Genomic DNA, 23,733 nt, shown 5'->3' on the forward strand with positions numbered 1-23,733 from the left:
AGGGGTCCGGCCACATTCCCCCGGCGCACGCCACGTTGCCGTTCGGGACAGCCAGCGCGGTCCTTTCCCCGACGGCGCGCATCGTGCTTACAATTTTGGAGTCTGGCTATCCAGCGAACGATCCGGTCCCTGCTGTGGGAGACAATTCGCCCCACCTGTGGCGCTTTTGTAGTACCAAGCTCCGCCGGGTCCCACCAACCGTTGTGTCCGCAGTGAGCGAACGCACCGGAACGGTGATGGCACGATGCCTGCTCTCGGCTGTAGCTGTCTGTAGGCATCACCCGAAGCGTAAGGAGCCAGGCATGATTTCAACCTCGATGACGCCGACCGAAGAGCTGGTCACCCTCCCGCCCCGGAGGACTTCCCTCGAGTCATCAGCCTCCATGGCGGAGGCGTGCGAGCTAGCCCGGCGGCTCGCCGACATGATCGAACGCCTCAGGGTTTGCACCCCGGAAGGCGACCAGGCCCAGACGCTCCGCATCGCAGAGGGGATGGCCCGCAGCGTGGCGGACGCCGTGACCGACGTCATGTGCAGCCGGCGAGTTCACTCCGCCTAGCCATCGCCACGAACGTCACCTAGATCACAAGGGCCGATGGGGGGGCCCGCCCGGCCTGGAGACCAGAATGATTTACAAGCGCAAGGGACTGCGACCTGGGGATCCGTATCCGCTCGGTGCGACATGGGACGGTTCTGGTACGCAGTTCGCGCTCTACTCGGAGAATGCTGAGGCGGTCGAGCTGTGCCTCGTCGATGACGAGGGGAACGAGCAGCGCCTGCCGATGCGTCACCGCACCTCCTTCGTGTGGCACGTGTACGTGCCGGAGATCGCGCCAGGACAGCGGTACGGCTACCGCGTCCATGGCCCGTGGGCCCCGGAGCGGGGGTTGCGCTTCAACCCGCATGTGCGCCTGCTCGACCCCTACGCGAAGGCGCTCGCGTCCCGGGTCCAGTGGAACGCGAACTCGTTCGCCCACCGCATCGGTGAGCCCGACGGGGACCTCCGCATGTCGGAGGAAGAGGCGCTCGGCGCCCCCCTCGGCGTCGTGATCGATCCGTCCTTCGACTGGACCGGAGACCGGTCCCCGCGCGTCCCGTTCCACCGCAGCGTCATCTACGAAGCGCACGTCCGCGGCCTGACGATGCTGCACCCGGAGATCCCGGAGGAGCTCCGCGGGACGTACCTGGGCATCGCCCACCCGGCCATGATCGGGTACCTGAGATACCTCGGCATCACCGCCATCGAGCTCCTGCCCGTGCACGCCTTCGTGCACGAGAAGTTCCTGCTCGACAAGGGGCTCCGGAACTACTGGGGCTATCACACCATCGGCTTCTTCGCTCCGGACGTCGGGTACCGCGCGGGCAGCGACGTGACCGCCGAGGTCCGGCAGTTCAAGGAGATGGTGAAGGCGCTCCACGCCGCCGGCATCGAGGTCATCCTCGATGTCGTCTACAACCACACGGCCGAGGGCAACCACCTGGGCCCGACGCTGAGCCTGCGCGGCATCGACAACCCGACCTACTACCGCCTCGTCCCCGGCGAAGAGCGCTATTACTTCGATTACACAGGCACGGGGAACACCCTCAACGTGCGCCACCCGCAGGCGCTCCAGCTCATCATGGACTCGCTGCGGTACTGGGTCCTCGACATGCACATCGACGGGTTCCGGTTCGACCTGGCCGCGGCGCTCGCGCGCGGCCTGCACGACGTCGATCAGCTCTCGAGCTTCTTCACCATCGTCCACCAGGACCCGGTGCTCAGCCAGGTGAAGCTCATCGCCGAGCCCTGGGACGTCGGCCCCGGCGGCTACCAGGTCGGCAATTTCCCGGTGCGCTGGGCGGAATGGAACGGCCGTTACCGGGACACGCTGCGCGACTTCTGGCGCGGCTGCGGCGGCACGGCCTCGGACCTCGGCTTCCGGCTCACGGGGAGCAGCGACCTTTACGAGAACAACGGGCGCAAGCCGTACACGAGCGTCAACTTCGTCACGGCCCACGACGGCTTCACCCTCGCGGACCTCGTCTCGTACAACCACAAGCACAACGAGGCGAACGGCGAGGGCAACTGCGACGGCGCGGACGACAACCGGTCGTGGAACTGCGGCGCCGAGGGGCCCACGGACGACGCCGAGATCCTCCAGCTCCGCGCCCGGCAGATGCGGAACATCATGGCGTCTCTCCTGTTCTCGCAGGGCACGCCCATGATCCTCCACGGCGACGAGCGGGGGCGCACGCAGGAGGGCAACAACAACGGGTATTGCCAGGACAGCCCGCTCACGTGGCAGCCGTGGACATGGGACGATCCGTCGCGCGCGCTCCTGGAGTTCACGCGCAAGTGTCTGCGCATCCGGCACGAGCACCCCGGGCTCAGGCGCTCGACCTTCTTCAAGGGGCGCCCGATCCGCGGCGGCAAGACCTACGATATCCAGTGGTATCGCCCGGACGGAGAGCTGATGACCGACGAGGACTGGGGCAACCACTGCACGCAGTGCCTGGGCGTGTTCCTGTCGGGAGAGGGGCTCGACGACGTGGACGAGTCGGGCGACCGGCTCGTCGACGACGACTTCGTCCTGCTGCTCAACGCGTCTCCGGGCGACATGAGCTTCGCGCTCCCCTTCGCCGATGATGCCAGGCCGTGGCAGCTCCTCGTGGACACCCAGGACGACACCGCCACCGAGACGCGCGAGGGCGGCGAACAGACGCACCTGACATCGCGCTCGCTCAAGCTCTTCCTCCGGGCGCGGCGCGGCGCCTGACCGGCGCGGCCGCGCCCGCGGCCGCCCGTCAGAACCCGTTGAAGGTGCCGAGGAACAAGGGGGGGCCGGAGAACGCCGCGTCGAGGAGCGCGGCCGCCTTGGCGCTGCCCACGACGAACCCCTGGCTCAGGAGATCGCGCGCCGAGGTGGCGCCGAAATAGATCTGCGTGAGCCGCTCGATGGAGAGCGACAGGCGGTCTCCCGCCGTGCTGCCGGGCGCCGTCTGGACGCCGCGCGCCGCGAAGGTGACGTCGAAGGCGCGCGGCGCGTCGGTGAACACGGGATCCTCGACGTCGAGGCCGATGGCGCCGCGGACGCCGTGCTTCCTCGGCGAGGGGTGAAGCGCGAGCGCGGCGGGGACGTCGATGATGCGCCCCATCGCGCCGGCCGCCGTCAGGCCGAGGACGTTGCGGCGGTGCGCGGCGTGGACGGGCGGGCACAGGCCGGGGTGCCGGGCCGCCGTCTCGTAGACGACCGGCTCGTCGCGGATGCCGGGCTCGTCGAGCAGGGGCGCGCCGTAGCCGCGCGGGAGCATGAGCTCCACGACCTCGTACTGGTCGCCGAGCGCGCCGAGGAAGCCGATGAGCCCGCGGTAGGCGCCCGGCGTCGGCGCGCGGAGCTCGCGGACGAGCAGCTGCTGGACGCCGTAGGCGCCGCCCTCCGGGACGTCGAAGAGCAGGTAGCCGGCGATCGCCTTGGAGCCCGGATCCACGTAGACAGCGCCGCTCGGAGAGCGCTTGAACACGCGCACGTCCCACCAGTACTCGCTCCGCTTGAGCTGCCCGGTGGTGTCCGTGCGCGCGACGTCGTAGGCCTGCTTGACGAGCGGCTCGTCGCGAGGGCGGGAGAAGGCCCGCACGTGGCGGCGCAGCACCGAGTCCGGGAGCCGATCGGGCGAGGTGCGCACGACGTCCCGGAGCTCGCAGACGCCGAAGCCGAACCTGCGGTAGAACGACAGCCGGAAGGGGTGGAGCAGCGTGAGCGCCTCGCCGCGGCGGCGCATGCGGCGGAGGCTCTCGCGCACGAGCCGATCCGCGATGCCCCGCCGGCGGAACTCCGGGAGCACCGCCGCGGAGGCGAGGCCCTGGAACGGCACGTCCGCGCCCGCGAAGCTCATGGTCAGGTCGAGCGAGGAGACGTGCCCGACGATCTGGCCGTCGGTCTCGGCGACGATCACGTTGTCGATGGCGAGGTGGGCGTGCTCGGTGAAATACCGCAGCCACGCCTCCGGATCGCCCGCCTGGAACGCGCGGTAGGCGACCGTGGCGAGGGTGCCCTCCTCGCCCTTGCGGGCGCTGCGGAACACGAGCTCATGGTTGGAACGGCTCGGGATGCGGGCGCGCGCCATGAGGGCTAGCCCGCCTTGCCAGGCGCGTCCGTCGGGCCGTGCGCCGGCGGCGGCGGCCCGGCGGCGGCGGCCCGGCGCAGCGCCTCCGCCATCTCCTCGGCCGCGCCGAAGCGGCCGGACGGCTCGCGGGACAGCGCCTTGACGAACCACGCGTCGAGGGCGGGCGTGACGTCGGCGCGACGCTCGCTCGGCAGCGGGAAGACGCCGACCCGGATGGCGCCCAGCAGCGCCTCGAGCCCCTTCTGCTCGAACGGCGGGACGCCGGTGAGCGCCTGGTACGCCATGATGGCCACGGACCAGAGGTCCGAGCGGCCATCGACCCTCTTCGGGTTGAAGAACTGCTCCGGGCTCATGTAAACGAGGTTGCCGACGACCGCGCCCGTGGCCGTCAGCGTGGTCCCCTCGGGGTCGACATCGCCCCTGGCCACCCCGAAGTCGAGCAGCTTGACGCAGGTGCTCCCGCCGGTGTCGGCGAGGAAGACGTGCTCCGGCGTGATGTCCCGGTGGATGATTCCGAGCCTGTGCGCCACGGTGAGCCCGGCGCAGAGCTCCGATACGAGGGTGACTGTCTCTGCCAGGGAGAGGCGCCCGGCGCGCGCGAGCCGGTCGGACAGCTCTTCACCGCGGAGCAGCTCCATCACGATGTAGGGGAGGCCGTTCCCGGCCACGCCGTGCTCGTGGACCTCCGCGACGTGAGGGCTCTTGATCCTCGCCATGAGCGCGCCCTCGCGGTGGAACCGGGCGACAGCGGTCGCGTCGGTCGCGAGCGACGCAGAGATGAACTTGACGGCGACGTCCCTGCCGAGCCCCTGGTGGTGCGCCGTCCAGATGCTGCCGATCCCGCCCATCCTGAGGAGGGTCACGAGCGTGAGGTGCGGCGCTACTTGGGACCCGGGCTCGAGCCGCATAGATGGCCAGTATGCATGAAGCGTCCTGCGCTGGCCACAGGGCGTGACGCCGCGCGGCGGGCAGAGGGGGCGCGCCGGTCATCGTATCGCCGCGTTCTCCTGGAGCTGTTTCGCTTCCTCGCCATGTCCGCGTTGCTTCCTCGCCGTGTCCTCGTCGCGCGCGGCGCTCGCAGCGCTCGCGGTCGCGCTTGTCGCGCCGGCGCGCGCTGGCCCACGACGGCGCCCTCACGGCGCGGCGCCGCGCGGCTCAGTAGAGCCCCTCGGGCGGCCGTCCATCGGACATGAACTTCCGCGCGATGGCCGCGATCCGCCGCGCGTGGAGCTCGCGCCGGACGGGGACGACGTAGGTGAGCAGCGCCTCCAGGTACGCGCCGTCCGGCTGCGGATCGGACGACTCGAGCCGCTGCAGCGCCTCGAGCGTCTTCACGGCGTGCGCGGTGAAGATCGGCCTCACCGCGGCGTCGAAGGCGGCGAAAGGGGCGAGCTCGGCGAAGGCGCGGCGGCGACCCCCGGCGTCGAGCTCCCGCGCGATCGCGAGCGCCCCGCCGACGTCGCGCGCCTCCGCCGCCTGGAGCAGCGTGCCGCCGGGCGCCCGCGCCGCGGCCCCGGCCGGCGCGGCGGCGTGCGCGACGTGCGCGACGTGCGCGACGTGCGCGACGTCAGCAGCGCGGAGCTTGCCGACGAAGCCGGCCGCGAGCACGGCGAGCTGCGCGGCCTCGCGCGGGAGGGCCTCGCGGCCGAGCGCGGCGGCCGCCTCGGCGAAGGTGACGGCGTGCGTGACGTCGAGCACCCCGACCTCGGCGTCGAGGCGCTGCTCCCAGGCCGGATCGAAGCGCGCGAGGCGGACGGCCGCGGCGTGGCCGATCGCGCCGAGCAGCGCGAGCGGGCCGGCGCCGCGCGCGAGCCAGCGCACGGTCGCCTCGACGGCCGGCCGCTCTCCTGCGAGCACCTCCGCCTCGAAGGCGGCGCGCTCCGCGGGGTCGAGCGGCGCGGCGCGCGTGGACGCGGAGGCCGCGGGGGCGGCGGCGCCTCCATCCACGGAGGTCACGGAGGCGGCGGAGACGGCGGCGCCCTCGGGCCCGGACAGGGGCAGCTCGGCAACGCGCGCGAGCGCGGCGCGCGTGGCGGCGAAGGGGGGCAGGCTCGTGTCGGCGGTGGCCCAGGCGAGCTGCACCGTGGAGGCCGCGAGGACCTCGTCCGCGGCGGCGGAGAACCGCCCGGCCAGCTCGAGCGCCTTGGCGAGGAAGATCGCGCCGTGCCCGTAATTGAAGAGGTGCTGCGCGACGAACGGCATGAGGGCGCGGCGCGCGCCGGCGGCGCCGCGGACCTCGACGAGCTCGCGCATGCGCGCCTCGGCCTCGTCGCGCCGCTCCGCCGCGAGCGCCTCGCTCACCTTCTCCGGCTCGTCGAGCTCGAAATCGGCGATGCGCGCGAGCGGCGAGCCCCCGCCGGCCCTGCCCGGGCCCTTGCCGCGCGGGCCGAGCCGGGCCGACGCCTCGCCGACCGCGTGGGCGGCGACGACGAACGCCTCCTCGGCGGGCACCCAGCCGCGCTCGATCCAGGTGCAGAGGTCCGCGAGCAGGGCGAGGCCGTGATCGAAGCCGTGCTCGGCGCGCTCCGCCCCGTCCTTGGCGAGCACCTCGAACGCGAGGTGCAGGCTGCCGAGGCCGGTCTCCGCCCGGTGCAGCCCGAGCGCCCCCAGCCGCAGGCCCTCGCGCAGGGCGCGCGCCGGCTCGTCGCGCCAGATCGCCTCGCGCAGGCCGGCGACGAGGCGCCGCACCTCGGCCGCCATGTCGATGGCCCGGTTCAGCTGCACGCGCCCACCGTCGACGCGGGTGGCGTAGCGCCGCACCGGCTCGCCGCCGAACGAGCAGGCGCCCGTGGCGATGTCGAACTTCCAGTTGTGCCACGCGCACGTCAGCACGCCGCCGCGCAGCGCGCCCTGCGAGAGCGGGTAGCCCTGGTGCGGGCACCGATCGTCGAGCGCGTGGACCTCGCCGCCCCGGAGGACGCAGACGAAGCGCCGCCCCGCGTCGTCCTTGCGCAGCAGGGGCTGCTCCGCCGGGAACTCGGAGAGGGGGCCCAGATCGATCCAGTCCGACTTCATGGCTTCTCCACACGGCGTGCGTCGCGCCGGCGCCGGGCATCGTAGCCGAGAGCAGGGCGGGGCGGGGCCGCGAATCCGGTGCGCGCGCCGAAGAGGCCCGGCCCGGCGCCGCCTCGCGCGCCCGCCCCGCTCAGCCCTTCACGCACAGGACCTGGCGGAGCTCGGCGACGATCTCCACGAGATCGCGCTGGTCCTCCATGACCCGCTCGATCGGCTTGTATGCGGCGGGGATCTCGTCGAGGACCCCGCCGTCCTTGCGGCACTCGACGCCGGCCGTCTGCGCGGCGAGGTCCTTGACGGTGAAGCGCCGCTTCGCCTCGCCGCGGCTCATCTTGCGCCCCGCGCCGTGCGACGCGCTCTCGAACGCCTCGGGGTTGCCGAGGCCCCGGACGATGTACGAGCGCGTGCCCATCGAGCCAGGGATGATGCCGAGCTCGCCCTTGCCGGCGCGGATCGCGCCCTTGCGCGTCACCAGCACCTCCTCGCCGAAGTGGTGCTCCTCGGCCACGTAGTTGTGGTGGCAATAGATGGCCTCCTCGATCTCGAGCTGCGGGAAGTGCCGCCGGAGGACGTCCTCGGCGAGGTGGAACATGGCCTCACGGTTCGCGCGGGCGTACCGCTGCGCCCAGAAGAGGTCGTGCCGGTAGGCCTTCATCTCCGGGGTGCCGGCGAGGAAGACAGCGAGATCGCGATCGGGCAGGTCGCGGTTGTGGGCGAGCTTCTTCGCCGTGGCGATGTGGATCTCGGCGAGCTCCTTGCCGATGTTGCGAGAGCCGGAGTGGAGCATCAGCCACACGCCGCCTTCCGTGTCGAGGCAGAGCTCGATGAAGTGGTTGCCGCCGCCCAGCGTGCCGAGCTGACAGCGCGCCCTCGTGAACAGCCCCTGGACCTTCGGGGTCAGGCTCTTGAACTCCTCCCAGAGCGGCAGGCCCGCGAACCCCTTCGGCGGCGCGTCGTGGGCGGCGAACCCGACGGGGATCGCCCGCTCGATGTCGCTGCGGATGCGCTTGAGGTCGTCCGGTAGATCAGCGGCCTTGAGGTTCGTGCGGAGCGCGCCCATCCCGCAGCCGATGTCGACGCCGACCGCGGCCGGCGCGACGGCGTCCCGCATCGCGATGACCGAGCCGACGGTCGCGCCCTTGCCGAAGTGGACGTCCGGCATCGCGGCGACATGGTGGAACACCCACGGCAGGGCGCTGATGTTGCGCAGCTGCTCCAGCGCGACCGCCTCGACCTCCTCCGGCCGGGTCCACATCTTGATGTCCACGTTCCTGCCCTTGATCTGCGCGGGTCCCATGCCAGCAGGATAGCGCGCCGCGCGGCGCCCGCAGCGCTGGCCTCGAGATCGGGGCGATGAGAGGACGGTCGCCGAGCTCTGCAGGCCTGTCGGCGCCTGTCGGCTGGAGCGCCGCCGTGCGCCGGGCGGCGAGGGGAGGGGAGGGAGGGGAGGGAGGGAGAAGGCGCCGCGCGCTACGGGAGGAGGTTCGAGACGTCGAGATCGAGCTGGTGGATGCCGAACCGCTCCGCGGCGACGAGGACCTCGTCCCGCGCCCGGTCGACAAGGATCTCGGGGCGCCACGCGCCCGTGAAGAACGCCTGTGCCACGGGCTGGCGCGGGTCCTCGTAATCGACCATCAGCGTGCCGCTATACACGGTGAAGAAGGCGCGGCGCTCGGCGGCGAACGGCATGAGCAACATATAGCGATCGATCGGCGTCTCCGAGATCACGTCGAACCCTGTCGACGAGATCGTGTCGCTCGGCCTCAGGATCGCGAGGCTGCCGGACTCGTAGCCGTAGCTCCACCGCCAGTACGTCGGCCAGCTCCGCTCGCCGTACGTCATGAGGGCCCTCTGGTGCTGATCGATGACGAGGGTGTCGTCGATCGCCTTGCCGGCGAGCTCCTGGTAGTTGTTCAGGTGCGCGAGCCCGCCGTGCAGCGTCGATCGCGCGATCGCCGGCTCGATGAAGTAGCTCCCCCACACCCTGTCTCGCGTGAACACCTTCGCGCCGCGGAGCGCGAGGGCCTCGCCGGGGACGTTGATCGCCGCGCCGAGGGCGGGCGCGCCGGGGCGGGACAGGTCGACGCGCCGGAGGAAGTAGCGCGCGTGCGGGCGCGGGTCGTCAGGCACCGTGGCGGGCAGCTTGACCGACACGTAGAGGTCGCCCTCGTGCGCCAGCGTGCTCACGGCGTCCTCCTCGGCCGGGAGCGCGAGCGGGGGCGCCAGGGCCGGGTGATCCGGGTCCGAGAGGTCGACCACGTGGACGGTCATCTGCCTGAGCTGGCGGCTCGCTTCGCCTTCGAAGCAATACGACTCCAGCAGCCCGTCGAGCGCGGCCTCGTCGACGACGGGGGCGCACGCGTCCTCGGAGCCGAGCCGCGTCGTGCACTCGGCGAATCCGCCCGAGCAGTACTCCGGCCCGCCGTCGATGGACTGGCAGGTGCGCCGCCCGGTGTAGTACGTGCAGCCGTCCAGCCCGGAGCAGGAGTAGTCGCCGCGGCCGTACGTGACGTACGACTCGCATTGTTCGCCCGACCCGAGGACGGTCCAGGAGTCGGTCTTGCCCGCGAACGTGAGCGACCTGTTCGTGACGTGGACCCGCGTCGGCGCGTAGTAATAATAGTCGTAGTAATGGCCGTAGGTCGGGGGCAGGTCCGTCGTGACGAGCTGCCCCGCCGCGCGCGGTCGCAGCGGGTCCGAGAGGTCGAACAAGCCGATCGTGGTCTCGTAGCTGGGCCAGCTCACGTACCTGGAGGTCACGACGGCGAGCAGGTCGTCGCCGACCTTGTAATAGCTCGCGTCCGGCGCCACCGGGAAGCTCGCCAGCGGCGTCGCGACCGCGGCCACGTCCGCCGCGGCGACGACCTCCGCCTTGGCCATCTGGCCCGCCTCGCGCTCCCACGACTCCTGCTCGGGGTTGCGGATGCGCACGCGGTACTCGCCGTACCCGAGGATCGTGCTGTAGTGGGGCGCGAGGTCGAGCTCGCCGAGCTTCTCCGGGTTGTCGAGATCGCGCTGGTCGTACAGGCTGAGCTGCGTCTCCGACACGTTCGCCGCGGTGTCCGGGCCGGCGCGGAACGAGCGGCGCACGGGGGAGGCGTGCTTCATCACGCCGCGGCGGGTCAGGGTCGTGCCCGAGAACGTGAAGATCTGCACGGCCGACTCGTACGTCCACCAGTCGCCCGTCACGCTGTAGCCGGAGAACGGCAGGAGCACGAGGCCTGTCTCGACCTCACCCGTCGGCGCCGCCACGTTCACCGCGCCGTCGAGCACGGTGAAAGCGCGGTGGTCCCAGCTGGCCTCCGACCAGTTCCAGCCGCCCTCGCTGCCGGCCACCTCGGCGCGCGCGATCATCGGGCTCGGGTTGGTCAGGTCGGTGATGTCGTACAGGCTCGCCGCCAGCCTGCGCCCCCCGCCCTCGTCGTTCACGCCGATCCCGATGAGGCGGGTCGCGCCGAGCACCGGGCGGAGGAAGTCGTTCCAGCCGGAGACGATGAACTCGCTCTTCTCCTCGACGTTGCCGTCGGGATCGATCGAGAACGCGTGGAACGGGTCCATGCGCCTGTAGGTGACGGCGAACGCCCGGTCGTCGAGGAAGACAGCGCCGTAGAGCGACTGTCCGTCGCCGAAGTCCTCCTCATCGATCGGCGTGAGGTTGTCGGGATCCGAGGCGTCCCACGTCTGCAGGTGGCTCGCCCCGCCGCCCCACTGCGGGCCGGAGAAGACGCGCAGCGTCTCGTCGCGGAAGTCCATGTGGAACTGCGAGCGCACGTAGCCGTCCACGGTGACCGTGTCCCGCAGCGTCATGAAGCCGTCGATGCTCGAGACGTCGACGAGCGACACCTGGCTGTTCTCGTTGTCCCAGCCCTCGGGGCCGCGCGCCACGAGCAGGACGTCCCCCTCGCCGTGGATGCCGGTCACGTACCCGCCGAGGTCGAGCTGGCTGCGCTCGACGAGCGCGCCCTGGGTCACGTCGAAGCTCTTGACCACCGCCTCGTTGTGATACTCGTAGTCGCCGTTCCCCCGCTCGACCCACCCCCAGTTGGTGCTGGCCACGTAGAGGGCGTCCCGGGTCGCGCCGTTCGCGTACCGGCTCGTCTGGATGTACCCCGGCACGTCGAGCTGCGACAGCAGCACGGGCGCGTTCCGGTTGCCGATGTCGATGAGCAGGACCGCCCCGCCCGCGCGGCGCTCCATCGTGAGGCTGCCCGGCGTGGCGCGGAACCCGACCCAGTCGTTCAGCAGCACGATCGCGCGGTCGCCGTCGACGTACATCTCGACAGGAGTCCCGGAGACCGGCATCTGACCGATCATCGCCGGGCTCTCCGGATCGTGGATATCGATGACCTGGAGCCCCCGGTAGGTGTTGAGGTTCAGGAGGTGCCCGTCCCCGAGGACCCGATAGATGTCGCCCTCTTCGAGCTCGCGCTCCTCCTCTTCTTCCTCTTCCTCCTCCTCTTCTTCTTCCTCCTCTTCTTCGCCGTAGAACACCGTGGGCAGATCGTCCGCCGACACGAACGATGTCGTCCCGCTCAGGGGATCGGCGAACTCGGCCGTTTCCTCCGCGAGGGCGCCTTCGTCCGCGCGATCCGCTCCGGCCGTGCACCCCGGACCGACCGCGAGGAGCGCCACCCCGAGCCAGCATGTCAACGCTGCGCCGCGCTGTGTTAAGAAGCTCATTCCACCACCCGGCTCCTTTCCCTCAGGCCTGATAAGAGAGCGAGAGTGGTTTGTATCGCCACCGCGTGCTTCCGGCGCAAGGGAGAAATAGCCCGAGTACATCGACGATCCGCGCCGTCGTGCGCCTGTCACAGGCGGCCGCGTACGTGCAAGACACGCACGGCCGCGCGTACACACGGCGACGATGTGAGCCGCCGCCGCGCGGCGGACGCGGGCACGCGCGCCTCGCCTCCGCGCCCCGTTCGGCCTTGCGGAGCCTCGGAGTTGCTGATACGCGTCGAAATCGCTGCTTCCGGGGTACTTATCCATGCCGTCTGCACGCGCTCTCACCCTCGCAACCCTGGCGGCGCTGGCCGCTGTGTCCTCGGCGCTCACGACCGGTTGCGACAGCCGCAAGCCCGGCGAGCAGGCCGCCGTCGGCAAGCCCGCCGCCTCCGCTCCGGCCGCGACGACCAGCGCCAGCGCTCCGGAGGCCCGCAAGGGCGCCTCGACCCCAGGCGACGACCGCTTCGCCACCCAGATTGCGGCGAATCTGTCCCGGGTGCCCGACCCGGCGATCCAGCTCCCGGAGGGCGCGAGCGCCGAGCTCGACAATGGCACCTTCCGCGACCGCACCATCGCCTTTGTCCGCCAGGTGGCCGCTGGCGCCGACAGGGTGACGTGCGATCTGCCCCTGTCCTCAAGGCGCCCCTTCCGCGCCCTCGTGATGGGCTTTCAGGAGGGCAAGCAGATCGCCCGCGGGGACGCGTCGGACGCGGGCCTCTGCGTCGCGCTCAAGGAAGCCACGCGCCGCGCCGTGGCCGCGGCGGGCGGCGCGCGCGAGGCGCTCGCCGGCGCGCGGCTCGTCGTCGAGCTGCCCGATCATCACGAGTCAGTGCTCGAGAGCGTCGAGGGCGTCGAGGGCAAGCGCAAGGGCGTCGAGCTCATCGAGGGGCTCGTGCCGGTCCGCGCCCTCGACAAGGCGCTCCTCACGAAGCGCATCGAGGACGGCAAGGGCTATCTCCTGCGCGTCATCGACCCGCAGCACAAGGGGGTTCACAAGTACTATCACGCCCCCGCCGACCGGTTCGAGAACGAGCTCCACACGATCTACACCGCGTCCACGGCGCTGACGCTGCTGAAGCTGCACGCCTACAAGCCGGACGAGCGGCTGCTCCGCCAGGCGACCGAGGCCGCCGGCTTCATGATGGGCATGCAGAGCCACGACGAGCGCGATCGCACGGCCGGCGGCTTCTTTTATTCGTTCGACCTGGAGCGCAAGCAGCCCGAGCGCCGGCTCGTCGTCGGCACCGCGTCGAAGTCGATCTTCACGCTGGTCGAGCTCCACGGCGTGACCAAGGACAAGAAGTACCTCGAGTCCGCCGTGCGCGCGGCCGACTGGCTGATCGCGATGCAGCGGCCCGATGGCAGCGTGCGCTCGGCCCTGAGCGGGCAGGACGGCGGCGCGTGGAAGGTCCAGGGCAAGGAGTCGATGCTCTACACGGGCCAGGTCCTCTCCGCGCTGTCGCGCACCTACCGGGCCACGAACAACAAGAAGTACCTCGACGCCGCGGGGCAGACAGCGGACTTCCTCCTCGCCAGGATCGCCAAGAAGGGCTGCTTTCTCGGCGACGACTACCGGAAGCCCAACCCGATCTCGAGCTCGTGGGCCGTCCTTTCGCTGCTCGATTTCGCCAAGGCGAGCGGCGATCCGCGCTTCGAGCAGGCCGTGTTCCGCTGCGCCGACGACCTCGTGAAGCGGCAGTGGCGCAGGCCCGAGGACGCGTACCGCTACGGCCGCTGGCAGCGGTCGCTGTCGAGCAGCGGGACCGGGTGGCTCGCCGAGGTGATGTCGGAGGTTTACCACCACTGCCGGCAGAAGAGCATGGATGGCTGCGAGCGGTACAAGGACGCGGTGGTCGCCGCGATCCGGCTCTTGCTGCAATACACCTACGGGCCGGAGAACTCGTTCGTGGTGAAGAACCCGCAGGTGGCCGCCGGCGGCGTGTTCTGGAGCGTCAGGGATCGCTACGTGCGCACCGACTCGGTGTGCCACGCGATGAACGCGTACCTCAACATGATCGGCGAGCTCGGCGACGGCCCGCTGCTCACGCTGCCCGAGCGGCCCCTCGCCGAGCAGATGGCGCTCGCCGCGGAGGCGACGGGCGCGCCGGACGCAGGGCCCTCCGAGGAGGACGGCGACGACGGCGAGGAGCCCGCGGCGAGGCGCTCCGGGGCGAAGGGCGACGACCCGGACGACTGAGGCGGAGGCCTCGCCCGGCGAAGCGCTGGAGACGCGGTGGGCCGAGTCCGCCGAGGTGCCCACTCCTGCGGTCGAATCCGGCCGGGGACGGGGCGGATTCGTGTATATGGATCGGGCGTGATCGACCCGATCCGGGGGGCACCGCAGGAGGCAAGAGGCCGATGCACAACAACGAAGCGAACACGGTGGGCGGAGCTTCTTCCGGCGCGAATGCCGGGGCGGGTGGCGCGGGCGCCGAGGCGGCGGCAGGCGTGGCGGGCACGATGAAGATGGCCACCGCGTCCTCCACGGCGGGCTCGGCGGACGCCGCGTTCGCCGAGGCCATCTCCGCGCTCCGCGCGAGCCTGGGCCGGGAGCCGGACCACGTCTTCCTGAGCTACACCGACGCCTACGATCTCGATGAGCTCGCGCGCGCCACGGCGGCGCTCCCGGCGTCGGTGCGGGTCCACGGCTCGAGCTCCTGCCTCTCGGTCATGACCGCGGCTGGGATCCACGGCGCAGGGGGCCCTGGCCTGGCGCTGTTCGGCGTCGCGGACGCGCAGGGCGCCTATGGCGCGGCGGCCGAGCCGATCGGCGAGTCGCCGCGCGCCGCGCGCGAGGCGGCCGCGCGCGCCGCGCGCCGCGCGATGGAGGACGCCGGCCGGGAGGGCAAGCCGCCGGCGCTGTTCTGGCTGACCGCGCCGCTCGGGGTGGAGGAGCAGGTCCTCCTCGGGATCGAGGACGCTGTCGGGCCTGACGTGCCGGTGTTCGGCGGCTCTTCCGCGGCGAACTCGCTCGATGGCGTGCTGTCGCAGGTCGAGCGCGGGAAGGCGCACCGCGGCGCGGTGCTCCTGTCGGCCTTGTACCCGTCGGGCGAGATCGCCCATGCCTTCAGCTCCGGCTACACCCCGACCGAGCACCGCGGCTGGGTCACCCGCTCGGAGGGGCGGCGGGTGCCCGAGATCGACGGGCTCCCGGCGGCGGAGGTCTACAACCGCTGGGCCGACGGCCTGTTCGCCGCGCAGCTCGGCGGCGGCTCGATCGGGGCGGAGAGCTCGTTCTGCCCGCTCGGCCGGCCATCCGGCTGGGCCGGCAAGGTCCCGCAGTACCTGCTCATCCACCCGAACGCGATAGACAAGGACAACGCGCTGACCTTCGGCGTGCACATCAACGAGGGGGACGAGCTCGTGCTCATGACCGGCTCGAGGGAGGGCTTGCTCGATCGCATCCAGTCCGTGGCGGGCGCCGCGCTGGAGGCCGCGCGGCCCTCGTTCCAGCCGCAGGGCGCGCTGGTGATCTTCTGCGCCGGGTGCATGCTCGCGGTGCGCGACGACATCGAGCGCGTGGTCAAGGGCATGGCCGCCGCGCTGGGGCCGACGCCGTTCCTCGGCACGTTCAGCTTCGGTGAGCAGGGCTGCTTCGTCCGGGGCAAGAACCAGCACGCGAATCTGTCCATCGCCGTCGTCCTGTTCGGGCAGTAACGCCACCCGTCGAGCTGCGCGCCGCTCCAGGAGAACCCTCGATGTCTCAGGTGAAGATCTACGGAATCAAGGACAGGCTCAACCCGGTGAAGGAGACCCTGTCGAAGGTGATCCACGGCTGCGTCATGGAGGCGCTGCAGCTCCCGCAGGACAAGCGGGCGCACCGCTTCTTCCCGATGGAGCGCGAGGACATGCTGGCGCCGGGCGGGCGCACCGACGCGTACACGATCATCGAGATCTCGATGATGACCGGGCGCAGCGTCGAGACGAAGAAGAAGCTCGTGCGGCTCCTGTTCGACAGGATCCGGGACGAGGTGGGTATCGACCACCAGGACATCGAGATCTGTATCTCGGAGTCGCCGCCGCACGACTGGGGGTTCCGCGGCATGCACGGCGACGAGGTCAAGCTGAACTACAAGGTCAACCTCTAGCTTCGCGCGTCACATGCCGGCGGCGGACCTCCCGACGCGACTCTCGCCCGAGCAGGCCAGCGCGCTCTGGGCGCGCCAGGAGGCCTTGCAGGCCGAGGCCTCGGAGGTGCTCGCGCAGCTCGATCTCCTCGCCTGTGCGTCGCGCCTCGGCGTCCCGGAGCAGATCGGCAGCGCGGCCTCCGGGCTCATGGTCTGGCGCGACCTCGACCTCGGCGTCCGCTGCCGGGCGCCCGGCTCCCGCGACGTGCTCACGGCGCTCCTGCCGGTGCTGGCGCACCCGGGCGTCCTGGAGGTCCACTACCGCGAGGAGACCGGGGAGCGCAGCCCGTCGGGGCGGCCAGAGGACCAGCGTCACTATCTCGTGCTGCGCTACCGCACGCCCGCGGGACATGCCTGGAAGGTCGATATCTCCGTGTGGCAGTCGGACGCCCCGCGCACGCAGCTCGACGCGACGCGGCGCCTGCGCGACCTCGATCCCGAGCTCCGGCAGGCGATCCTCTGGATCAAGGACGTGTGGTCGCGCCGCCCCGAGTACCCCGAGCAGATCGGCGGCGTGGACATCTACGCGGCCGTGGTGGAGCACGGCGCGCGGACGCCCGCGGACTTCCACGCTCACCTGGAGGCGCGGAGCTCTGCTGCCGAGCGCGGGAGACCGCCGGAGGCGCTGGCCCCATGAGGATCGCCGTGCTGCAGGCCCACGCCGTCCCTGGGCAGGTGGGCGAAACCCTCGCGCGCATCGCCGGCGCGGCGCGGCGCGCCGCCGCGGCCGGCGCTGAGCTGCTGGTCACCCCGGAGCTCTTCACGACAGGCTATGCGCCCGCGCTGGTGCCCGGGATCCTGCGGGAGACCTCGCCCGAGGACATCGTCCGGCGGCTCGCGGAGGTCGCGGCGAGCTGCGGCGTCGCGCTGGTCGCCAGCGCGCCCGAGCGCGCCTCGACCGTCATGTGCCCCGGATCACCCGGCCAATCCCCGGATCGCCCTCGCTCCACCCCGGCCCTCGCGCCGTTCCGGGAGCTTCGCCGCCGCCGGGGGATCATCGGTAGCAGCGCGTCACGCGCGGCTTCCCGCCCCCCGGTCACCGGGTGTAATATAACGGCGCATGCGTCGCACCTTTCCTGCCCCGCTTCCTTCCGCCTTCCTCGACGCTGCCGGTTGCTCCTCCAGCGGTGATCCAGGCGGAGGTTCCGGGCCGACGAGCGCGGCCGCGGGCGGAGCCGGCGGCGACGCCAGCAGCGGCGAAGGCGGGGCCGGCGGCGGGGAGGGGGGAAGGGACAGCAAAACCATTCGAGGATGTCAAGGCCGAATCACCACGTCCGCCTCGGGTGATCGAAGATCCCTTGTGCGATCCACCGACCCCCCTGAAGAGGCGACGGGCTATCGATAACCCTCATCCGCGCATCCACGGGGGCGCCCTCACTCCACAGCTCGCGCGTCGACATCGTGCTCGGGAATGACGAGCACGCGATGAGGCGAGGCGAGAAATGCCGGCCGCAAGGCCGAGCGGCGCAGCGCCCTTCGGGGCGGCGCGTCGGCTCGTTACAGGCCGATGCGTCGCAGGCTTCGAGCTCCTCACGAGTCGTCGAAGATCGCGAGACGTGCGCTCTGAGCTCGGCCGATGAGGGTTGTCCCGCTTACGTGAGATCGAATGTTATCGCGTGATCAGATCGCCCTTCCGAGGGAATAATAACGACGCTTAGATCTCGATCGACTCCGTTCACTCGGACGGGATCGACGGTCGATGGGTCTGGCAGAATTTTCCAGCCGTGGTCGACGGTGCTCGTTGCGCCGTCGGCCACCACGGACCGGACCACCGCAGGCGCACGTCTTTCGAGGTACTTCGACAATCGCACAGGAGCGGCCGGCCTCAGCGCCGATGTCCACGGCCGGCGCCCAGCGCGGGCGGCCGGCGACACCGGTCAGCCGCATCAACGAGGAAACACCGTTATGAGCTACGCACGCATTGCCATCAGGAAGGGTCGGATGAGATCCTCGCTACTCTGCTTGCTGCTTCCCCTGTCGCTCGCCACGTTGACCGCCTGCGGGGACGACGAGGCGGCAGGCGGGCCGGGGGAGAAGGGCGAGCCGGGCCCGGCGGGCGAGGCCGGGCCGCCGGGGGAGAAGGGCGAGCCCGGCGCTCCGGGGGAGAAGGGCGAGCCGGGCGACCCCGCGACAGGTGTGGTCGAGCCGGGCAAGTACGTCTCGATGGAGGGGGGCGCGGGGCGCTTCCCCCTGGCCGTGAACGGCAAGGTTCCTCCGCTGGTCGTCAGCTCCACCGATCACGATGGCGTGGTCCGCGTCGTGAACGACCTCGCGGCGGACATCGCGCGGGTGACCGACGTCACGCCGGTGGTCGAGAACGAGATCCCCGAGGGGGCGACCGAGGTGATCCTGGTCGGGACGCTGGGCAAGAGCCCGCTCATCGAGCAGCTGGAGGAGTCCGGGAAGCTCGACGTCTCCGGTGTGACCGGCAAGTGGGAGACCTTCGTCACGCAGATCGTCGAGGCCCCGGTCGAGGGCGTGGAGCGAGCGCTCGTGATCGCCGGCAGCGACCAGCGCGGCGCCATCTACGGCGCGTACGATCTCTCCGCGCAGATCGGCGTCTCGCCCCTGTACTGGTGGGATGACGTCCCGGCCCAGAAGAAGCACGCGCTGTACGTGCTGCCCGGGCTCCACACGCAGGGCGAGCCCGCGGTGAAGTTCCGCGGCTTCTTCGTCAACGACGAGAACCCCGCGACGGGCAACTGGGCCGCCAAGATGTTCGGGCCGGGCAAGGCGCCGGGCTTCCCGGGCGGGCTCAATCACCTCTACTGGGAGAAGGTCTTCGAGGCCGCGCTCCGCATGAAGGCGAACTACATCTGGCCCGCCGTGTGGGGCCGGGCGTTCGCGGAGGACGACCCCGAGAACCACAAGACCGCCTCGCGCTACGGCATCGTGATGGGGACCTCTCACGAGGCCCCGATGATGCAGGGCATCGAGGAGTGGAACCGCCACGTGGTCCCGGAGGTGAAGGACGCGGCCGGCAACATCGTCACTCCCAAGACGGATCCGTACGGCGGCACCGGCGACTGGCGCTTCTCGGTGAACTCCGATGCGCTGAAGGCGCACTGGACCAAGGGCATCAAGCGGATGGCCGACGAGAACATCGAGGGCGTGGTCACGCTGGGCATGCGCGGCCCCGGCGACGTCAGCCTGGCTCCGGAGGACGGCATTCCGCTCATGGAGGCGATCATCGACTCCCAGCGGACGATCCTCGACCAGGTGATGGAGCAGGACGTGGAGGAGATCCCTCAGGTCTGGACGCTGTACAAGGAGATCCAGGGCTACTGGGACGCCGGCATCCGCGTGCCGGATGACGTCACCGTGGTCTGGGCCGACGACAACTGGGGCAACATGAAGCGCCTGCCCAAGCCCGGTGAGCAGCGGGCCGGCGGTTATGGCCTCTACTACCACTTTGATTACGTCGGCGGCGGCCGTAACTACAAGTGGGTCGACACGACGCTCCTGCCCAACGTCTGGGAGCAGCTCCACCTCGCCTACAGCTACGGCGTGAATCGGCTCTGGGTCGTCAACGTCGGGGACTTCAAGAACGAGGAGCTCCCGCTCCAGTTCTTCCTGGACTACGCCTGGAACCCGGAGCGCTGGCCGATCGAGCGCCTCGGCGAGTGGGAGCGGCAGTGGACCGAGCAGCAGTTCGGCGCGGAGCACGCGGACGTCATCGCCGACATCCTGCACGGCTACTCGCTGCTGCAGTCGGATCGCAAGCCGGAGCTGACGAACCGGAAGATCACGGTCGATTACGACGTCCTGGTCAGCCAGCCCACGACCGCTGTGCCGGATCCCGACACCGCCGCCGTCACGTACGACGACAGCGCCAGTCCGTTCAGCCTCACGAGCTACCGCGAGCTGGAGCAGGTCGTGGAGGAGTGGGAGGCGCTGGCCGAGCAGGCGGAGTTCGCGGGCAAGCTGCTGCCGCACGAGGCCCAGGACGCGTACTTCCAGCTCGTGCTCTACGAGGTGAAGGCGACGGCCAACCTGTACGCGCTGCGCCTGGCAGGGTTCAAGAACCGGCTCTACGCGGCGCAGGGGCGAGCTGCGACCAACGAGATGGCCTCCATCGCGGAGGCGCGGCTCCAGGATGACCTGGCGCTCGCGTACTACTACAACCACGAGCTCTCCGACGGAAAGTGGGAGGGCTTCCAGACGCAGCCGCACATCGGCTACGGCGCGCCGGGGAACCCGTCCTGGCAGCAGCCCGAGCACCAGTACAACAACATCCAGGAGTTCATCTGGCCCGAGCTCGTCTCGCTCGACGTCCCCGCGGCTGCGGAGCTCGGCGTGGCGATCGACGGCTCGAGCAACTACTGGACGGCGGCCGGAGCGGGCGACGCGAGCGACGAGCAGCCCGTGCTGCCGGCGTTCAGCCCGTACCAGACCCAGCCCGAGCAGTACATCGAGCTGTTCAACCGCGGCAGCGAGCCGCTCGAGTACACGATCGAGGCCGAGCTCCCGGTGGAGTGCCCCTCGGGTTGGGCCGCGAACACGCCGTGCCCGTCGTGGCTGACCATCTACCCGAGCCATGGCACCGTCGACAAGGAGGTCCGCGCGACGGTGAGGGTCGACTGGACGCTCGCTCCCACGACGTACCCCAACCCCGAGAACCCGTCGCAGTGGCTGCCGCTGGAGTTCCCGCTCGAGATCCCGATCACGGTCCAGGCCTCGGACGGCAGCTCGGTGGTGGTCACGGCGCGGGTCGACGACCCGCGGAAGATCGCCTGGAAGCCCAACCAGTTCATCGAGGCCAACGGCTACGTGTCGATGGAGGCGGAGCACTACAGCCGCGCGGTCGACACGGATGACATCTCGTGGAAGCGGCTCCCGGACATCGGCCGCACCGGCGCGGGGGTGACGCCGTTCCCGGTGACCGCCGAGGCCCAGGAGCCCGGCGGCGACTCGCCTCGCCTCGAGTACGACATGCACCTCACCAGCAGCGGCGAGGTCACGGTCTGGGTGTACGTGTCGCCCAGGAACAACTTCCAGAACTGGGCCGAAGGGATGCAGTATGCCGTGTCGATCGACGATGGCGACATCGAGACCGTCAACATGAGCTACGCCGTCGAGCTCAACGGCAACGGCAACAAGATCTGGGAGAGGCACACCTCGGACAACGCCAACATCATGCGCACCAAGCACACGATCTCCCAGCCGGGTGACCACACGCTGAAGTTCTGGATGGTCCATCCGGGCGTGATCCTGCAGAAGATCGTCGTGGACGCCGGTGGCGTGGAGGAGAGCTACCTCGGTCCGCCCGAGAGCTACTGGATGGGCAAGGGCCTGGAATAGCCCAGAGTCCCCGGTAACCGATCAGAGGGCCCGCCGTGCACGAGCTGCGCGGCGGGCTCTCGCCGTTTGTGCGCCCGGCATGGGGCCGCCGCCTGCTGCTCCAGCAACACATCCGCAGCACACGCCTGCTGCTGGAGCAGCAGGGGGGGCATCCGGTATAGCGGATCCGCGTCTTGCACAGCGGACGTAAGCCTGGTATGACCCGTGCAGAACGTAGACGACGGCGGAGCAACGTTCATCGATTTGCTCTCCTGACAGGGTGCGCGGCGCCTGCTGCGCTCCGCTGATCTTCCTTCGCCACCGGGAGGCGTCCGGCCATTCGGGCCTCCTCTGTCTCTTCCCCCCGGGACGGCGCTCAGGAAGGGCGGGCGCGGCCGCGATGCGGGCGCACCTCCGAGCCTCCGCGCGCGCCCTCCGGCCCCCGCGAGGGCGTGGTCCGCGCAATGCATCGCGTCAGGGCGACAGCACATCTGAAGGCAGCCATGAAAACTCCAGTGGTCGCGCTCGACGCGATTTCACTCGTCCTCGCCAGCACGACCATGACAAGCGCCCTCGCGGGCGCGCTGGCCGTCGTGCAGCTCCGCGCCGGGGCGGGCGCCGCCCTGGCGCCCGGGCGCTCCTCGTCGCCCCGCAGGCGCTCGCCGCGCGTCGCGCTCCGCCGGAGCGGCGCGCGGCGCCGACGCGCGCGATGGACCGCCACGCGCTGTCCGGGCGCCGCGCTCGCGGCGCTCTAGCTCGTAGGCCTCTCACGTTACCAGGACAGGAGCGGGCGCCTTTCCGGCGCGCCGCCCCATCACGCCTTGACCGCGGCTGCCGAGCGCAGCCGACGACGGCGCGGCCGCGCGACCGCGCCATGGAGATCATCGACATGAGCATCTCATCCTCTCACCTCTCGCTGAAAGACGGCAAGAAGACCTCTCGCTCGCGGGCGGTGCGCGACAAGCTCGATTACCCCGTCATCGACACCGATCTGCACACGATCGAGTTCGCGCCGATCCTCGAGGATTACATCGCGAAGTACGGCGGCGCGAAGTACGTCGACGAGTTCCGCCAGGCGATCAACCGGGGCTTCGGCTACCTGAGCAACGAGTGGTACGAGCTCACGCCCGAGCAGCGCGCCGCGCAGCGCTCGGTGCGGCCGCCGTGGTGGGCCCTGCCGACCAAGAACACCCTCGATCTCGCCACCGTGTCGCTGCCCAGGCTGCTGCACGAGCGGCTCGGCGAGTCGGGGACGGACTTCGCCGTCCTGTTCCCGAACGTCTCCACCTTCGCCACCCACGTCGGCAAGGAGGACCTGCGCCGGGTGCTCATCCGCGCGGTCAACGCGTACCACGCCGACGCGTACCGGCCGTACGCCGACCGCCTCACGCCGGTCGCCGCCATCCCGCTGCACACGCCGGAGGAGGGGATCGAGGAGCTCGAGTTCGCCGTGCGCGAGCTCGGCCTCAAGGTCGCGCTCATCCCGGGCAACCTCCGCCGGCCCATCCGCGCCGTGGCCGAGAAGTACCCGTCCCGCCACCATCCGGACGTCGCGCGGCACGCGAACTGGCTCGACACGTTCGGCGTCGACAGCGAATACAACTACGACCCGTTCTGGGCCAAGGCGGTCGAGCTCAAGACCGTGCTGACCACCCACTCTGCCGGGATGGGGTGGACCAGCCGCAGCTCGGTCTCCAGCTACATGTACAATCACATCGGCCACTTCGCCTCCGCCTCCGAGGCGCTCGCGAAGTCGCTCTTCTTCAGCGGCGTGACCCGGCGGTTCCCCGACCTCCGCGTCGGCTTCCTCGAGGGGGGCGCGGCGTGGGGCGCGACGCTCTTCGCCGATCTCGTCGGCCACTGGGAGAAGCGCAACGGCAAGGCCGTCCAGAACTACAACCCTGACCTCATCGACGCGAAGCTGCTCTACGCGCTCTACCAGCAGTACGGCGGCCAGGAGGTCGAGGCGCGGCTCGGCGACATCAACGCCGTCCTCGGCGGGGCGCTCGGCGTGTCGAACAACTCGCGCCGCCAGCCGCAGGACCCGGGCGCGCTCGACGACTTCGCGGCGGCGGGCATCGAGCGGATCGAGGACATCCGCGACCGGTTCGTGCCGAACTTCTACTTCGGCTCGGAGGCGGACGACCCGACGATCGCGTATGCGTTCAACACGAAGGTCAACCCGCTCGGCGTGCAGCTCAACGCCTTCTGGGCGTCCGACAGCGGCCACTGGGACGTGCCGGATCTGACCGAGGTCCTCGCGGACACGTGGAGCCTCGTCGAGCGGGGGGCGCTCACGGAGGCGAACTTCCGCGATCTCGTGTTCACCCATCCTTACAACTTCTTCGCCGGCAAGAACCCCGGCTTCTTCGCAGGGACCGCGGTCGAGCAGAAGCTGCCGAAGAGCAAGGCGGCCTGACGGAGGAGAAGCGCTGGGCGGGGCCGGCGGATGCGGCCCCGCGCGGGGGGGATCTCGAAAAAAAC

15 protein-coding genes are annotated in these 23,733 nt (G+C 70.7%); 10 read left to right on the forward strand and 5 right to left on the reverse strand.

Going from position 1 to position 23,733, the window contains the following annotated elements; translation table 11 throughout:
• Positions 1-302: 302 nt before the first annotated feature.
• Positions 303-557: a hypothetical protein gene (locus WME89_RS09525; RefSeq protein WP_438008902.1), complete on the forward strand. Its 255-nt coding sequence runs from the start codon at positions 303-305 to the stop codon at positions 555-557.
• Positions 558-624: 67 nt separating this feature from the next.
• Entirely contained in the window at positions 625-2,754 is a 2,130-nt protein-coding gene (gene glgX, locus WME89_RS09530; protein ID WP_438008903.1) for a glycogen debranching protein GlgX, read from the forward strand.
• A 28-nt stretch (positions 2,755-2,782) separates the two neighbouring features.
• On the opposite strand, the gene WME89_RS09535 is transcribed toward glgX, so the two are convergent.
• From WME89_RS09535 to WME89_RS09555, 5 genes are all read right to left on the reverse strand, one after another.
• Positions 2,783-4,102, reverse strand: coding sequence for a GNAT family N-acetyltransferase (locus WME89_RS09535; protein WP_438008904.1), 1,320 nt, complete (start codon positions 4,100-4,102; stop codon positions 2,783-2,785).
• Between the two features lie 5 nt (positions 4,103-4,107).
• Positions 4,108-5,010, reverse strand: a complete 903-nt coding sequence (locus WME89_RS09540) for a serine/threonine-protein kinase (RefSeq protein WP_438008905.1) — start codon at positions 5,008-5,010, stop codon at positions 4,108-4,110.
• A gap of 247 nt (positions 5,011-5,257) precedes the next feature.
• The gene (locus WME89_RS09545; RefSeq protein ID WP_438008906.1) at positions 5,258-7,117 is read right to left on the reverse strand and encodes a Rieske 2Fe-2S domain-containing protein; all 1,860 of its coding nucleotides are present in this window, start codon (positions 7,115-7,117) and stop codon (positions 5,258-5,260) included.
• Between the two features lie 130 nt (positions 7,118-7,247).
• A complete protein-coding gene (locus WME89_RS09550) occupies positions 7,248-8,414 on the reverse strand; it encodes an RtcB family protein (RefSeq protein WP_438008907.1) in 1,167 nt (388 codons plus the stop codon).
• Between the two features lie 173 nt (positions 8,415-8,587).
• Positions 8,588-11,797, reverse strand: coding sequence for a beta-propeller domain-containing protein (locus WME89_RS09555; RefSeq protein WP_438008908.1), 3,210 nt, complete (start codon positions 11,795-11,797; stop codon positions 8,588-8,590).
• A gap of 307 nt (positions 11,798-12,104) precedes the next feature.
• On the opposite strand from WME89_RS09555, the gene WME89_RS09560 reads away from it, so the two are divergent.
• The 8 genes from WME89_RS09560 to WME89_RS09595 all read left to right on the forward strand — a co-directional run bounded on the left by WME89_RS09560 (position 12,105) and on the right by WME89_RS09595 (position 23,668).
• Positions 12,105-14,039: a D-glucuronyl C5-epimerase family protein gene (locus WME89_RS09560; RefSeq protein ID WP_438008909.1), complete on the forward strand. Its 1,935-nt coding sequence runs from the start codon at positions 12,105-12,107 to the stop codon at positions 14,037-14,039.
• A gap of 161 nt (positions 14,040-14,200) precedes the next feature.
• Positions 14,201-15,499, forward strand: coding sequence for an FIST signal transduction protein (locus tag WME89_RS09565; protein WP_438008910.1), 1,299 nt, complete (start codon positions 14,201-14,203; stop codon positions 15,497-15,499).
• A gap of 41 nt (positions 15,500-15,540) precedes the next feature.
• The gene (locus WME89_RS09570) at positions 15,541-15,930 is read left to right on the forward strand and encodes a tautomerase family protein (protein ID WP_438008911.1); all 390 of its coding nucleotides are present in this window, start codon (positions 15,541-15,543) and stop codon (positions 15,928-15,930) included.
• A 13-nt stretch (positions 15,931-15,943) separates the two neighbouring features.
• Positions 15,944-16,606 (forward strand): hypothetical protein, encoded by a 663-nt coding sequence (locus WME89_RS09575; RefSeq protein ID WP_438008912.1) that lies wholly within the window; start codon positions 15,944-15,946, stop codon positions 16,604-16,606.
• On the forward strand, positions 16,603-17,100 hold the full coding sequence (locus WME89_RS09580; RefSeq protein ID WP_438008913.1) for a nitrilase-related carbon-nitrogen hydrolase: 498 nt from the start codon (positions 16,603-16,605) through the stop codon (positions 17,098-17,100). Before WME89_RS09575 ends, WME89_RS09580 begins: the two co-directional genes overlap by 4 nt.
• 810 nt (positions 17,101-17,910) lie before the next feature.
• Positions 17,911-21,270 (forward strand): glycosyl hydrolase 115 family protein, encoded by a 3,360-nt coding sequence (locus WME89_RS09585; protein ID WP_438008914.1) that lies wholly within the window; start codon positions 17,911-17,913, stop codon positions 21,268-21,270.
• Positions 21,271-21,752: 482 nt separating this feature from the next.
• A complete protein-coding gene (locus WME89_RS09590; protein WP_438008915.1) occupies positions 21,753-22,004 on the forward strand; it encodes a hypothetical protein in 252 nt (83 codons plus the stop codon).
• 134 nt (positions 22,005-22,138) lie between these two features.
• A complete protein-coding gene (locus WME89_RS09595; RefSeq protein ID WP_438008916.1) occupies positions 22,139-23,668 on the forward strand; it encodes an amidohydrolase family protein in 1,530 nt (509 codons plus the stop codon).
• Positions 23,669-23,733 lie beyond the last annotated feature (65 nt).

Source organism: Sorangium sp. So ce321 (assembly GCF_051530195.1).
Taxonomy (GTDB): Bacteria; Myxococcota_A; Polyangia; order Polyangiales; family Polyangiaceae; genus Sorangium.